10 protein-coding genes are annotated in these 12,458 nt (G+C 62.6%); all 10 read left to right on the forward strand.

Features of this window, described 5'->3' with window-relative positions; translation table 11 throughout:
• The first annotated feature begins 23 nt into the window (after window positions 1-23).
• The 10 genes from fae (at window position 24) to AC1DM5_RS04030 (ending at window position 12,455) form a co-directional block, all read left to right on the forward strand.
• Window positions 24-533, forward strand: coding sequence for a formaldehyde-activating enzyme (gene fae, locus AC1DM5_RS03985; RefSeq protein ID WP_477821059.1), 510 nt, complete (start codon window positions 24-26; stop codon window positions 531-533).
• A 2-nt stretch (window positions 534-535) separates the two neighbouring features.
• The gene (locus tag AC1DM5_RS03990; RefSeq protein WP_477974634.1) at window positions 536-1,981 is read left to right on the forward strand and encodes an NAD-dependent succinate-semialdehyde dehydrogenase; all 1,446 of its coding nucleotides are present in this window, start codon (window positions 536-538) and stop codon (window positions 1,979-1,981) included.
• Window positions 1,981-2,976, forward strand: coding sequence for a LysR family transcriptional regulator (locus tag AC1DM5_RS03995; RefSeq protein WP_477821057.1), 996 nt, complete (start codon window positions 1,981-1,983; stop codon window positions 2,974-2,976). Before AC1DM5_RS03990 ends, AC1DM5_RS03995 begins: the two co-directional genes overlap by 1 nt.
• A 35-nt stretch (window positions 2,977-3,011) precedes the next feature.
• Window positions 3,012-4,637: an ABC transporter substrate-binding protein gene (locus AC1DM5_RS04000; protein ID WP_477974636.1), complete on the forward strand. Its 1,626-nt coding sequence runs from the start codon at window positions 3,012-3,014 to the stop codon at window positions 4,635-4,637.
• A 53-nt stretch (window positions 4,638-4,690) separates the two neighbouring features.
• Entirely contained in the window at window positions 4,691-5,650 is a 960-nt protein-coding gene (locus tag AC1DM5_RS04005; protein WP_477821055.1) for an ABC transporter permease, read from the forward strand.
• Window positions 5,651-5,657: 7 nt separating this feature from the next.
• On the forward strand, window positions 5,658-6,503 hold the full coding sequence (locus AC1DM5_RS04010) for an ABC transporter permease (protein ID WP_477974638.1): 846 nt from the start codon (window positions 5,658-5,660) through the stop codon (window positions 6,501-6,503).
• Window positions 6,500-8,089 carry a dipeptide ABC transporter ATP-binding protein gene (locus tag AC1DM5_RS04015; protein ID WP_477821053.1) on the forward strand — a complete coding sequence of 530 codons (1,590 nt, stop codon included), beginning with the start codon at window positions 6,500-6,502 and terminating at the stop codon, window positions 8,087-8,089. The genes AC1DM5_RS04010 and AC1DM5_RS04015 overlap by 4 nt, the downstream gene beginning before the upstream one ends.
• Before the next feature lie 96 nt (window positions 8,090-8,185).
• Window positions 8,186-9,604, forward strand: a complete 1,419-nt coding sequence (aldA, locus tag AC1DM5_RS04020; RefSeq protein WP_477821052.1) for an aldehyde dehydrogenase — start codon at window positions 8,186-8,188, stop codon at window positions 9,602-9,604.
• Between the two features lie 11 nt (window positions 9,605-9,615).
• A complete protein-coding gene (locus AC1DM5_RS04025; RefSeq protein WP_477821051.1) occupies window positions 9,616-10,833 on the forward strand; it encodes a mandelate racemase/muconate lactonizing enzyme family protein in 1,218 nt (405 codons plus the stop codon).
• A gap of 8 nt (window positions 10,834-10,841) precedes the next feature.
• Window positions 10,842-12,455 carry a GMC family oxidoreductase gene (locus AC1DM5_RS04030; protein ID WP_477821050.1) on the forward strand — a complete coding sequence of 538 codons (1,614 nt, stop codon included), beginning with the start codon at window positions 10,842-10,844 and terminating at the stop codon, window positions 12,453-12,455.
• Window positions 12,456-12,458: the final 3 nt, after the last annotated feature.

Here is a 12,458-nt window from a genome sequence, read left to right on the forward strand (position 1 = left end):
TAGCATCGCTACTGGAGATTTCAATGCTTTATATCGGTGAAGGCTTCGAGGGTTCTGGCCCGAACGCTGCTCATATCAACCTCTATCTCGGCCCGAAGAATGGCCCGATTTCCGGCGCGCTCGCCGGTGCGGCCGCAAGCCCCGGTCGCGGCCACCTGCCATTCCAGGCGGTGCTGAAGCCGAACCTGCCGGCAAAGCCGGTGACGCTTTTCATCGCCAAGGCGGTGATGGAATCAGGCTCGTCGCACGAGCTTATGACCTGGGGCCCGGCACAGGCCGGTGTTGCTGCCGGCATTACCGCAGCACTGCTCGACGGCTCGCTGCCGGCCGAGGCCGAGGATGACTGGGTTGCGATCGCTGCCGTCTGGGTCAATCCATCGGCAAACGATGCCGAAGAGGTGTATCATAACAACAAGGCTGCAACGCATCTTGCCGCCAAGCGCGCATTGCTGAAGGGCTGGCCGTCGCGTGCCGAGCTTGCCGAAGGCGTGGCAACGGTCGGCAATCCGTTCTTCACGCCGAAGGTCGCCTGATTATGAAACTTGTCGAAGACAATGCGCTGATCGGTGGAGGCTGGGGGAGTGCTGCTGACAGCAAGCGCTTCGCCGTGCTCAATCCCGCCGATGGCAGCGAGCTTGCGACCGTGCCGGATTGCGGCGCGGCGGAAGCGCAGCAGGCGATCGATGCTGCCGCCAAGGCTTTCAAGACCTGGCGCAAGACGCTCGCCTCGGAGCGCTCCGCCGTGCTGCGCCGCTGGGCGGAGCTGATGCTTGCCAATCAGGAAGATCTTGCGCGGCTGCTGACGGCCGAGCAGGGCAAGCCGCTCGCCGAAGCGAGTGGCGAAGTCGCCTATGCGGCCGGGTTCCTGACCTGGTTTGCCGAGGAAGGCCGCCGCTCGCATGGTGGCGTCGTGCCGTCACACAAGGCCGATGCGCGCATTGTCGTGATGAAGGAGCCGGTCGGTGTGGTTGCGGCGGTGACGCCATGGAACTTCCCGTTGGCGATGATTACCCGCAAGGTTGGTCCTGCATTGGCTGCAGGCTGCACCATCATCATCAAGCCGGCCGAGGATACGCCGCTTTCGGCGTTGGCGCTTGCCCGCCTTGGTGAGCAGGCCGGCGTTCCCGCCGGTGTGGTCAGCGTGGTGACGACGAAGTCGCCGGCCGATGTTGTCGGCGTCTGGATGAAGAGCCCTGTCGTGCGCAAATTCTCGTTCACGGGATCGACGGCGACCGGCAAGCTGCTCATGCGCCAGAGCGCCGATACGGTGAAGCGCATCAGCCTCGAACTCGGCGGCAACGCGCCGCTTATCGTTTTCGACGATGCCGATATCGACCAGGCCGTGCGCGGCACGATCGCCTCCAAGTTCCGCAATACCGGGCAGACCTGTGTCTGCGCCAACCGTATCCTCGTCGAAGACGGCATCTATGATCGCTATGCCGAGGCGCTTGCCAAGGCCGTTGCGGCCATGAAGGTTGCGTCCGGCGTCGAGGATGGCGCGGCTCAGGGGCCGCTCATCAATGCGCCGGCGCTGACGAAGGTCGAGCGGCATGTGACCGATGCCGTCGAGAAGGGCGCCAAGGTTCTGACCGGCGGCAAGCGGCATGAGCGCGGTGGTCTGTTCTACGAACCGACGGTGCTGACCGGCATGACGACCGATATGGCGCTCGCGACCGAAGAGACCTTTGGTCCCGTCGCCGGCCTTTTCCGCTTCAAGGGGGAGGAAGAGGCGATCGCGCTTGCCAATGATACGGAGACCGGTCTCTCGGCCTATTTCTTCACGCAGAATCTCGGCCGCGCCTGGCGTGTCGCCGAAGCGCTGGAAGCGGGCATGGTCGGCATCAACGAAGGCGTGATCTCGACGGAAGTTGCTCCCTTCGGCGGCGTCAAGCAGTCCGGCCTCGGCCGCGAAGGTGCCAGCGAAGGGCTCGACGAATATCTGGAGAGCAAATACGTCCTGTTCGGCGGGCTTGCGGGATAATGACGGAGGATCGCTCTCCCCAGACGAAGAAAGAGCCGGCGGTCGATCGCCGCCGGTTGCCGCTGAATGCGCTCCGGGCCTTCGAGGCCGTTGCGCATCACGGCAGCTTCACGGCGGCAGCCGCCGCGCTCAACATTTCGCAGAGCGCGCTTTCACGGCATGTCATTGGTCTGGAAGAGAGCATCGGGCGCAAGCTTTTCGAACGCGGTCACAAGGCCACGACGCTGACGGATGCCGGGCGTTCGCTCGCTGCCGGCATTGGCAAGGGTTTCGACCGCATCGAGCAGGCGCTGAAGGAAGTCTGCGCGCCGGACGAACAGCGCCAGCGTAAGCTGCGCATCAACCTGCCGCCGAGTTTTGCCATGAAGCTCACCGTGCCGCTGCTGACCGATTTCCGGCGCAGCTTCCCGGACGTGCTTCTGGAGGTTTCGACGCCTTACGGGGTGCCGAACAGCGAATTCGATGTGGCGGTCGTCTATACGCGGCCGGCCGTCGATGAATGGATTACCGACTTGCTCTGGGAGGAGCGGCCGACGATCTTGTGTCATCCTGATCTCGTGGGAAGAGGGTTTTCGGATATTGCTGCATTCATTGCCGCAAACGAAATCATCCACATCAAGATCGTCGATATGGAGCCCTACCTCACTTGGCAGCGGTTCCTTGTCCAGAACGGTCTTGGCGGGGTTTCCGTGGCGCGGGGCGTGACATTCGACAGCGCCAGCCTTGGAGTTCAGTACGCATTGTCGGGGCAGGGCCTAGTGCTGGCAGACCCGGCGCTGTTTCGGGAGGAAATAGAAAGCGGCCGCTTGGTTGCGCCGGTCACCGCACACTATTACGAAGGCTTCGGGTATTACCTGAAGACCGATGCGGAAGGGCTGGTCGATCCTTTGATTGCAGGGTTTCGATCCTGGATCATCAGCCGCTTTAGCAATCGTATGGTGAACGAAGGTGAAAAGCCCGCCCTGCGCATCGTGTCTGGCGCAGAGGGTGCCTGAAACGAACTCACTGCCATTCAAGGAGGAGGCAGATTATGACTGAATTGAAGACCAATAGCGGCAAGCCGCTGCATCCCTCGGTGCCGGAGCTGTGCGAACAGGTCCGCGCCGGCAAGATCGATCGCCGCGGCTTTCTGCGTGCCGTCGCCTGGCTCGGTGTGACGGCGGCCTCCGCCAGCGCCTTCCTCGGTGACAGCAAGCCCGCACTCGCCCAGGAAACGCCTGCGGATGGCGGCACGCTGCGCTTCGGCTGCCAGATCCAGGAATTGACCGATCCGATGATGACGAGCTGGATCGAGGCGTCGAATCTCTACCGCAACAGCTTGGAATTCCTGACCTTCGTCGATGCCGACAATGTCACCCATCCCTATCTCGCCAAGAGCTGGATGCCGTCTGCCGATCTCAAGACGTGGGATTTCGAACTCGACGAGCGTGCCAAGTGGTCGAACGGCGATGCCTTTACGCCTGAGGACGTGATCTTCAATATCCAGCGCTGGATCGCACCGGACTCGCAGTCTTCCAACAAGACCGCTTTCTCGGCCGTTGAGAAGGTGGAAAAGACCGGCGACCACACGGTTCGCATCACGCTGTCGCGCGCCGTTTCCTCGCTCCCTGAGCAGCTTTATTCCTACACCTGCCCGATGCTGCACCGCGATTTCGTCAAGGGCGGCGCCAACTGGCCGGCCAATCCTGTTGGTACCGGTCCGTTCAAGCTGGACGCTTACGAAGTCGGCCGTCAGGCCGTGTTCAGCAAACGCGCTGACTATTGGGGCACGCCGGCCCATCTCGACGGTATCCAGTATATCGACCTCGGCACTGATATCACGACGCATCTCGCAGCGCTTTCGAGCGGCCAGATCGATATCATCTACCGCGCGACGATCGCCGAATACGATCTGATGAAGTCGCTGCCGAACATCCAGATCCTGACCGGCAAGGCGGCGCATACGCTCGTCATGCGCATGCAGTCCGACCAGAAGCCGTTCGATGACATTCGCGTCCGCAAGGCCGTGCAGCTTGCCGCCGACAACAAGCAGATGCTCGACGTCGCCTATCGCGGCGAAGGTGAAGTTGGCGCCAACTTCCATGTCTCGCCGGTCCAGCCCGATTATTTCGCGCTGCCCGCCGTTGCTCGCGACGTCGAGAAGGCGAAAGCCCTGCTCACAGAAGCAGGCCATAAGGATGGCCTCGATCTGGAACTGACGCTCGGCAATACACAGGGCACTTGGGAGCAGGATACCGCGCAGGTGCTGCAGCAGAACCTTGCCGAAGCCGGCATCCGGCTGAAGCTCAACGTCCTGCCGGCCTCGCAGTATTGGCCGATCTGGGACAAGGTTCCTTTCGGCCTCACCTACTGGGCGCACCGTCCGCTCGGCGCCATGACGCTCGATCTGGCCTACCGCTCAGGCGGTGCCTGGAACGAGAGCCATTTCGCCAGCAAAGAATTCGACGCCGCGCTCGACAAGGCTCTGGCCGTCGTCGATCCGGCCAAGCGCCCCGAAGCCATGAAGGATGTCCAGCAGATCCTGCAGGATTCCGGCGTCATCGTTCAACCCTACTGGCCGAACCGCTTCAGCGCCGCAGCCACCACCGTGCGCGGTTTCGTGCTCCATCCGGCGGATTACTTCCGCATGGACGGCGTCTGGCTCGCCAAGGCTTGATCTTCGGCGGGGCCGCTCCTCGCGGCGGCCCCGACCCGGCAAAGAGGTGGTTCGTGACCGTTTTTCTTTTCATTCTCCGTAAACTGGCAAGCGCACTCGCGGTGATGTTCACCGTGTCGCTGCTCGTTTACCTGGCACTGGAGGTCAATGTCGGCGATGTCGCCGTCAAAGTCCTCGGCCAGTTCTCGACGCCGGCACAGCGCGCCCAGTGGCTGACTGCCAACGGTTACGACGCCCCCTTCATCATTCGCTATGGCCGCTGGCTCTGGTCCTTCGTGACCGGCGACTGGGGCATGTCCACCTACTATCGTGCGCCGGTTGCCCAGCTTATCCCGAACCGCCTTGCTGCCTCCGGCATTCTTGCCGGCGGTGCGTTGTTGGTGATCGTGCCTGTCGGCCTATTTGCGGGCATCATTGCCGGCATGCGGCCTGGTTCGTTGCTCGATCGTGTCGTCTCCTTCATCGCGATCGCCACGACCTCGATCCCGGATTTTGCCTCCGCCGTCTTCTTCTCGGCCATCTTCGTTTTCTGGCTGCACTGGCTGCCGGGCGCCAGCACCATGCTGACGGGCTTCTCGCTGCAGCAGATCATTCTGCCGGTTCTGGTCCTTGCCTTCTATTCCACCGGCTACCTGGCGCGTGTCACCCGCGCCTCGATGATCGAAGTGATGGGCACGCATTATGTCCGCACGGCGCGCCTCAAGGGGGCGAGCCCGGCGCGCATCGTCTGGCGCCATGCATTGCGCAATGCGCTGATCACGCCGGTTACCGTCATCATGCTGCAGTTTCCGTGGCTGCTGTCAGGCGTGATCGTCGTGGAGGTGTTCTATGCCTACAAGGGTTTCGGCACACTGCTCTATGACGCTGCGCTCAACAGCGATATCCGCCTCGTCGAGGCTTGCGCAATGGTGAGCGTTGTCGTCGTCGTCGCCACGCAAATCCTCTCCGACCTCGCCTATGGCTGGCTCAATCCGCGTGTCTCGCTGCTCGATGCAGCCAAGGGACGGAAGTGAGGGCGCCATGCGGAAAGCTGTAAAACCCTACGTCTCCAATCCGGTCGTGCTGATCGGCGGGTTCCTGACGATCGGCTGGCTGCTGGTGGCGATCTTTGCGCCAATCCTTGCGCCCTTTGACCCGATCCGCACGCTGCTGCCGCTGGCAAAGCCGGGTACCGCCGCTCCGACAGGCGGCGTGTTCTGGCTCGGAACYGACMAGCTCGGCCGCGATATCCTCTCACGCCTGATCTATGGCGCACGCACCGTCGTTGTGTTCTCGACGCTTGCGACGGTGACGGCCTATATTGTCGGCGTGGCGCTTGGGCTTATCGCCGGCTACTGGCGCGGCTGGATCGATGCGGTCCTGTCCTACATCGCCAATGTGGTGCTCTCCTTCCCGGTTCTGGTGCTCTACATCGTCATCATCGTCGTGGTCGGGTCCTCGCCCTTCAACATCGTCCTTGCCGTCACCTTCGGCAGCGCGCCGGCGATCTTCCGTATCGTGCGCGGCATTACCATCGATGTGTCGAGCCGCGACTTCGTGGCATCTGCGGTGACGCAGGGCGAAAGCACGTGGCGCATCATGCTCTTCGATATTCTGCCCAATGCCAGCGGCCCGCTCGCAGTCGATTTCTGCCTGCGCCTTGGCTATACGGCGATCACCATCGGCACACTCGGCTTCCTCGGTCTCGGCCTGCCGCCACCGACACCGGATTGGGGTACGATGGTCAACGAAGGTCGCGCCATGGCGATCGCCTTCCCGCACCTCGTTATCTTTCCATGCCTCGCGATCTCGTCGCTGATGCTGGGCTTGAGCCTGCTGGCGGACGGATTGCGGGAAGTCTCGGAAGCGCAGGGGAGGCGTGCATGAGCAGCAACGAAAACCAACCGATTCTTCGGGTCGAAAATCTGAGTGTCGCCCTGCCGAAAGGCGCCGACAGACCCTATGCCGTCAAGGCGGCAAGCTTCGATCTGAGGCCAAGGGAAATTCTCTGCATCGTCGGGGAATCCGGGTCCGGCAAGTCGGTTCTGTCGGCTGCATTGATGGGCGCCGTACCGGAGGGGCTGAAGGTTGCGGGCGGCAAGGTGATGCTCGGCGATACCGATCTCGTCGGCCTCTCGGAGCGGGCGTTCCGCGCCATCCGCGGCAGCGACATCGCCATGATCTTCCAGGAGCCGATCGCGTCGCTCAATCCGGCGATGACGGTTGCGGCGCAGATCGAGGAAGTCTTCGAGCTGCATTCGGACTTCGACGCCGCCGAGCGGAAGAAGCGTGCCCGCGCGCTGATCGAATCCATGCATTTGCCGAACCCGGACCGCATCCTGCAGGCCTATCCGCATGAACTGTCAGGCGGCCAGTGCCAGCGTGTCGTCATTGCCATGGCGCTTGCCATGAACCCGCGCGTGCTGATTGCCGACGAGCCGACGACGGCGCTCGATGTCACGACGCAGGCGCAGGTGCTGAAGCTCGTGCGCGAGCTTCGCAACATGCACGACCACGGCATTCTCTTCATCACGCACGACTTCGGCGTCGTTGCCGATATTGCCGACCGTGTCGCCGTCATGCGCTATGGCGAGATCGTCGAGATCGGCGAGGCAAAACAGGTGCTGACAGCACCGAACCATCCCTACACCAAAGAGCTCATCGCCGCCGTGCCGAGCCTGAAGCCGCACGACCGCCCGGCTCCGCCGCAGGGTGAAGCGCCGGTGCTTGCCGTGCACGATCTGCAGCATTCCTACGGCAGCGTCCAGGTTTTGAAACATGTGGAGCTCAGCCTGTCGCCGGGCCGTGTGATCTCCATCGTCGGTGAATCCGGCTGCGGCAAGTCTACTCTTGCCAAGGCGATGATCCGCCTGATCGAGCCGAAGAGCGGCCGGGTGGAAGTGGCGGGCGCCGATCTTCTCGGCCTTGCGCCGGCGCCGTTGCGCGCCCGGCGGCGGTCGATCCAGATGATTTTCCAGGATCCATTCGGCTCGCTCAATCCGCGCCGTCGCGTCGGGCCGATGATTGCACGCTCCGCCCAGCTCGCCGGCATGGAAGCAGGCGAGGCGCGGCGTCGGGCGGAAGAGCTGCTCGATCTCGTCGGCCTGCATAAGAGTGCCTACTGGCGCAAGCCGTCGGCCTTTTCCGGCGGGCAGCGCCAGCGCATCGGCATTGCCCGGGCGCTTGCCATGCGGCCGGACGTGCTGATCGCGGACGAGAGTGTTTCGGCACTCGACGTCTCCGTCCAGGCACAGGTTCTGAAATTGCTTCGCGAGCTGCAGGAGAAGCTGCAGCTCGCCATAGTCTTCATCACCCACGACCTGCGCGTCGCCGCCCAGATCAGCGACGAGATCGTGGTGATGCAGAAGGGTGAAATCGTCGAGCGCGGCAGTGCAGCCCAAGTGCTGCAGGCGCCGACGCACCCCTATACGAGAACGCTTCTCGACGCGGCGCCGGGCCGCAGCACGTTCTAGCCGCCGCTTCCGGGCGACGGCACCCTGTTTCGTTTCAACGCATGGCGGGCAGAAACCGGCATGCGCGTGGTTGGCTATTGTCCTGAGGATACCGTGATGACGGATTATCGCAATTTCATCGCCGGAGAATTCCGGTCTTCCGCCACTCTGGTGCCGGTGCTCAATCCGGCAACAGAAGCCCAGTTTGCCAAGGTGCCGTCGGCGACTGCGGCCGAAGCCATCGAAGCTGTCGAGGCTGCGGCGAAGGCACAGAAGGAATGGCGGGCGTTGCCTGCGATTGCGCGCGGCGACGCTCTGCGCAAGCTTGCTGCCGTCATCGAGCAGCGGGCGGAAAAGATCGGCGCGACGCTGGCGCTGGAATCCGGCAAGAGCCTTGCCGATGCGACGGGCGAGGCGATCTATGGCGCCGAGCTGATGCGTTACCACGCCGAATGGGCGCGGCGCATCGAGGGCGAGATCATTCCGAGCGACAATGCCAATGAGACGCTGCTTCTGAAGCGTGAGGCGATCGGTGTCGTTGCCTGCCTGATCCCCTTCAATTTCCCGATCTATACGCTGGTGCGCAAGATCGCGCCGGCGCTGATTGCCGGCAATACCGTCGTCGTGCGGCCGAGCAATTCGACACCGACCTCGGCTTTCGAGATTGCCGAAGCCGTGGCCGAGGCGGGATTGCCAGCCGGGCTCATCAATATTCTCACCATGTCGCACGAGGTTGCGGCGACACTTTGCACCCATCCGAAGGTCGGGATGATCACGCTGACCGGTAGCCTGCAGGCTGGTCGCGTCGTACTCGACTACTGCAAGGCGAACATCGCCAAGCCGTCGCTGGAACTTGGCGGCAAGACGCCTGTCATCGTCGAGCCGGATGCGGATCTCGATGCCGTCGCCGCACAGCTCGTTGCCGCCAAGACCAATCATTGCGGCCAGCTCTGCACCGCGCCGGAGCGTGTCTATGTACACCGCTCCATCCATGATGCGCTGCTTGCCAAGCTGAAGGCCGGCTTTGCCGCTCGTGCCTTCGGCGACCGTTCGGTCGATGCGTCTCGTGTGGGGCCGCTCGCCACGAAGTCTGCGCAGGCGAATGTGCACAAGGCCGTCCTGAAGGCGGTGGAGCAGGGTGCGCGTATCGAGGTGGGCGGTATCCTGCCTGACGGTGCCGGTTTCTTCTATCCGCCGACGCTGCTCTCCAATTGCCGTCAGGACATGGAGATCATCGCCGAGGAAATCTTCGGGCCGGTTCTGCCTGTCGTTGCCTACGATACGACCGAGGAGGCGCTGGCGCTCGCCAACGATCACCAATTCGGGCTGAGTTCAGTGCTCTTCACCAACAATCACCGCACGATCATGCGCTTTTCCGATGCGATCGAGGCCGGCGAATTCTACATCAACCGTTTCCCGGCCGATCCCTATCAGGGTTATCACGCCGGCTGGAAGCGCTCCGGTCTCGGCGGCGACGACGGTAAACATGGCATGCTCGAATTCACCCAGACGCGCCTCGTCATACTCAAGCATTGAGGATCACGGCCATGCAGATCGCATCGCTTTCCACCCATGTCGTCGCTGTCCCGCCGCCGCATATCGGCGGCATGTACTGGATCTTCGTGCGGCTGACGACGGCAGACGGTATCGAGGGTGTCGGGGAAATCTACTCGACGGCCTTCCATCCGAAGGCGCTCGTGCCGCTGATCGAGGATGTCTTCCAGCGTTATCTGCTCGGGCACGATCCGCATGATATCGAGCGCTTCTGGCGGCTTGCCTATTCGAGCGGTTTCACCCAGCGTCCGGACCCGACGATGATGGGCATCGTTTCCGGCCTGGAGATCGCCTGCTGGGATATTATCGGCAAAGCCGCCGGCAAGCCGGTGCACAAGCTGATCGGCGGACGCGTGCATGAGAGGCTGCGCGCCTATACCTATCTCTATCCGAAGAATACTGCCGGCGAATATGACTATAATGATCCGGATCTTGCCGCCGAATGCGCGGTGAAGATGGTCGAGATGGGCTTTACCGCCGTCAAGTTCGATCCGGCCGGTCCCTATACCGCCTATTCGGGCCATCAGGTTTCGCTTGGCGTGATGGACCGCTGCGAGGAATTCTGTGCCAAGCTGCGAGAGGCAGTCGGCAGTCGCGCCGACCTGCTCTTCGGCACGCATGGGCAGATGGTGCCTTCTTCGGCAATCCGGCTCGCGCAGCGGCTGGAGAAATACGATCCGCTCTGGTTCGAAGAGCCTGTGCCTCCGGGCCAGGAAGAGGCGATGGCGGAGGTTGCCCGCAAGACCTCGATCCCGATTTCGACCGGTGAGCGGCTGACGACGAAGTACGAATTCCAGCGCGTGCTAGAAACGGGTGCGGCCTCTATCCTGCAGATGAACGTGGCGCGCGCCGGCGGCATTCTGGAATCCAAGAAGATCGCCGGCATGGCCGAAGCCTATTACGCGCAGATCGCGCCGCATCTCTACAATGGTCCTGTCGGCGCTGCGGCCAGCATCCAGCTTGCCGCTTCTTCACCGAACTTCCTGATCCATGAGGCAATCGTCGATTTCTCGGGCTTCTATGCCGAGATTCTGAAGACGCCTCTGCGCTTCGAGGATGGCTACCTGATCTCGTCGGACGAGCCGGGACTGGGCGTGGAACTCAATCTCGATGTCGTCGCCAAACACTCGCCTTACGAAGGACAGCGACTGCATCTGCAAATGGATGACAAGCCCGCCGACGTGAAGGCCTTTGCCCCGGCTCGCGGCTGAGAACGAAGATGACGACATACGACTACATCATCGTCGGCGCCGGCTCGGCCGGCTGCATTCTGGCCGCACGTCTCAGCGAGAGCGGCAGGCACAATGTGCTGCTCATCGAGGCCGGCGGCAATGACAGTTCGCCGTGGTTTCGTGTCCCGGTTGGCTATGCGCGCTCCTATTACGATCCGAAGGTCAACTGGATGTACTGGAGCGAGCCGGAGGCCGCACTGAACGGCCGGCGTATCTATGCGCCGCGCGGCAAGGTCCAGGGCGGTTCCGGCTCCATCAATGCGATGATCTTCGTGCGCGGTGCTGCCGACGATTTCGACGACTGGAGGGCTGCCGGCAATCTCGGCTGGGGTTATGAGGATGTGCTGCCTTTCTTCCGCAAGCTGGAGACGCATGCGGGCGGCGAGAGCAAATATCATGGCGGCGGCGGGCCGATCCACGTGACGCCGATGCGCGGCCAATCGCATGCGATTACCGACCGTTTCCTTGAGGCGTGCGCCGAACTGCAGATGCCGCTGAATGCGGATTTCAATGGCGAAAGCATCGAAGGCGCCGGCATCTACGACATCAATACGCGGAACGGCGTTCGTTCCTCATCATCGCTCGCCTATCTGAGACCGGCGCTCGGACGGCCCAATCTCGCTATCCTGCGCAACAGCCGGGTAAGGCGCGTCATCGTCGATGCGGAAGCCCGTGCGACCGGCGTCGAAGTGATCGGCCCCGGCGGCATAACAAACTATTCGGCCCGACAGGAAGTCATCCTCTCGGCAGGTGCGGTCGATACACCGAAGCTGCTGCAGCTCTCGGGCGTCGGTGACGGCGCGCATCTGCAATCCCTGGGCATTCCGCTGTTGCGGCACCTGCCGGCGGTCGGCAAGAACCTGCAAGATCATCTCTGTGCCAGCTTCTATTACCGCTCCACCGTGCCGACGCTGAATGACGAGCTTGGGACGCTGTTCGGCCAGGCGCGGCAGGCACTGCGTTATATCCTGACACGGCGCGGGCCGCTGGCGCTCAGCGTCAACCAGGCCGGCGCCTTCCTACGCGGCAGCCCGGATGAAGAGAGAGCGAATATCCAGCTTTATTTCAATCCGCTCTCCTATCGCATTCCAACCGATCCGAAGGCAGGTCTGAAGCCGGAGCCCTATTCGGGTTTCCTTCTCGCCTTCAATTCCTGCCGGCCGACGAGCCGCGGCACGGTCGGCATTGTCTCGCCCGAGATGACGGAAGCGCCACATATCAGGCCGAATTATCTCGGCACTGTGCATGACGAAGAAGAGGTCATTCAGGGCAGCCGGCTGGTGCGCCGGATCATGGAAGCGCCGGCCCTGCGGGCGATCACTGAAGTGGAGATGCCGCCTTCGGTGGAGGCCCAGACGGATGAAGAACTGCTTACCTATTTCCGCGGCAATTCCGGTTCGATCTACCACCTCTGCGGATCGGCTTCGATGGGGCCGGATGCCACGACATCCGTGGTCGATGCCTCCCTGAGGGTGCACGGCATCACCGGGCTGCGGATCGTCGATGCCTCGGTCTTCCCGAACATCACGGCCGGCAATATCAACGCACCGACGATGATGGTGGCGGAAAAAGGTGCGGCGATGATCCTCGCCGCTGCCTGAGAG

This window comes from Rhizobium sp. 01T437, assembly GCF_056398505.1.

Excerpts from the sequence above, each read along its gene's own strand:
- AC1DM5_RS04015 (WP_477821053.1), top strand. The coding sequence starts at position 6,500 with ATGAGCAGCAACGAAAACCAACCGATTCTTCGGGTCGAAAATCTGAGT.
- aldA (WP_477821052.1), top strand. The coding sequence starts at position 8,186 with ATGACGGATTATCGCAATTTCATCGCCGGAGAATTCCGGTCTTCCGCC.
- fae (WP_477821059.1), top strand. The coding sequence starts at position 24 with ATGCTTTATATCGGTGAAGGCTTCGAGGGTTCTGGCCCGAACGCTGCT.
- AC1DM5_RS04030 (WP_477821050.1), top strand. The coding sequence starts at position 10,842 with ATGACGACATACGACTACATCATCGTCGGCGCCGGCTCGGCCGGCTGC.
- AC1DM5_RS04025 (WP_477821051.1), top strand. The coding sequence starts at position 9,616 with ATGCAGATCGCATCGCTTTCCACCCATGTCGTCGCTGTCCCGCCGCCG.
- AC1DM5_RS03990 (WP_477974634.1), top strand. The coding sequence starts at position 536 with ATGAAACTTGTCGAAGACAATGCGCTGATCGGTGGAGGCTGGGGGAGT.
- AC1DM5_RS03995 (WP_477821057.1), top strand. The coding sequence starts at position 1,981 with ATGACGGAGGATCGCTCTCCCCAGACGAAGAAAGAGCCGGCGGTCGAT.
- AC1DM5_RS04000 (WP_477974636.1), top strand. The coding sequence starts at position 3,012 with ATGACTGAATTGAAGACCAATAGCGGCAAGCCGCTGCATCCCTCGGTG.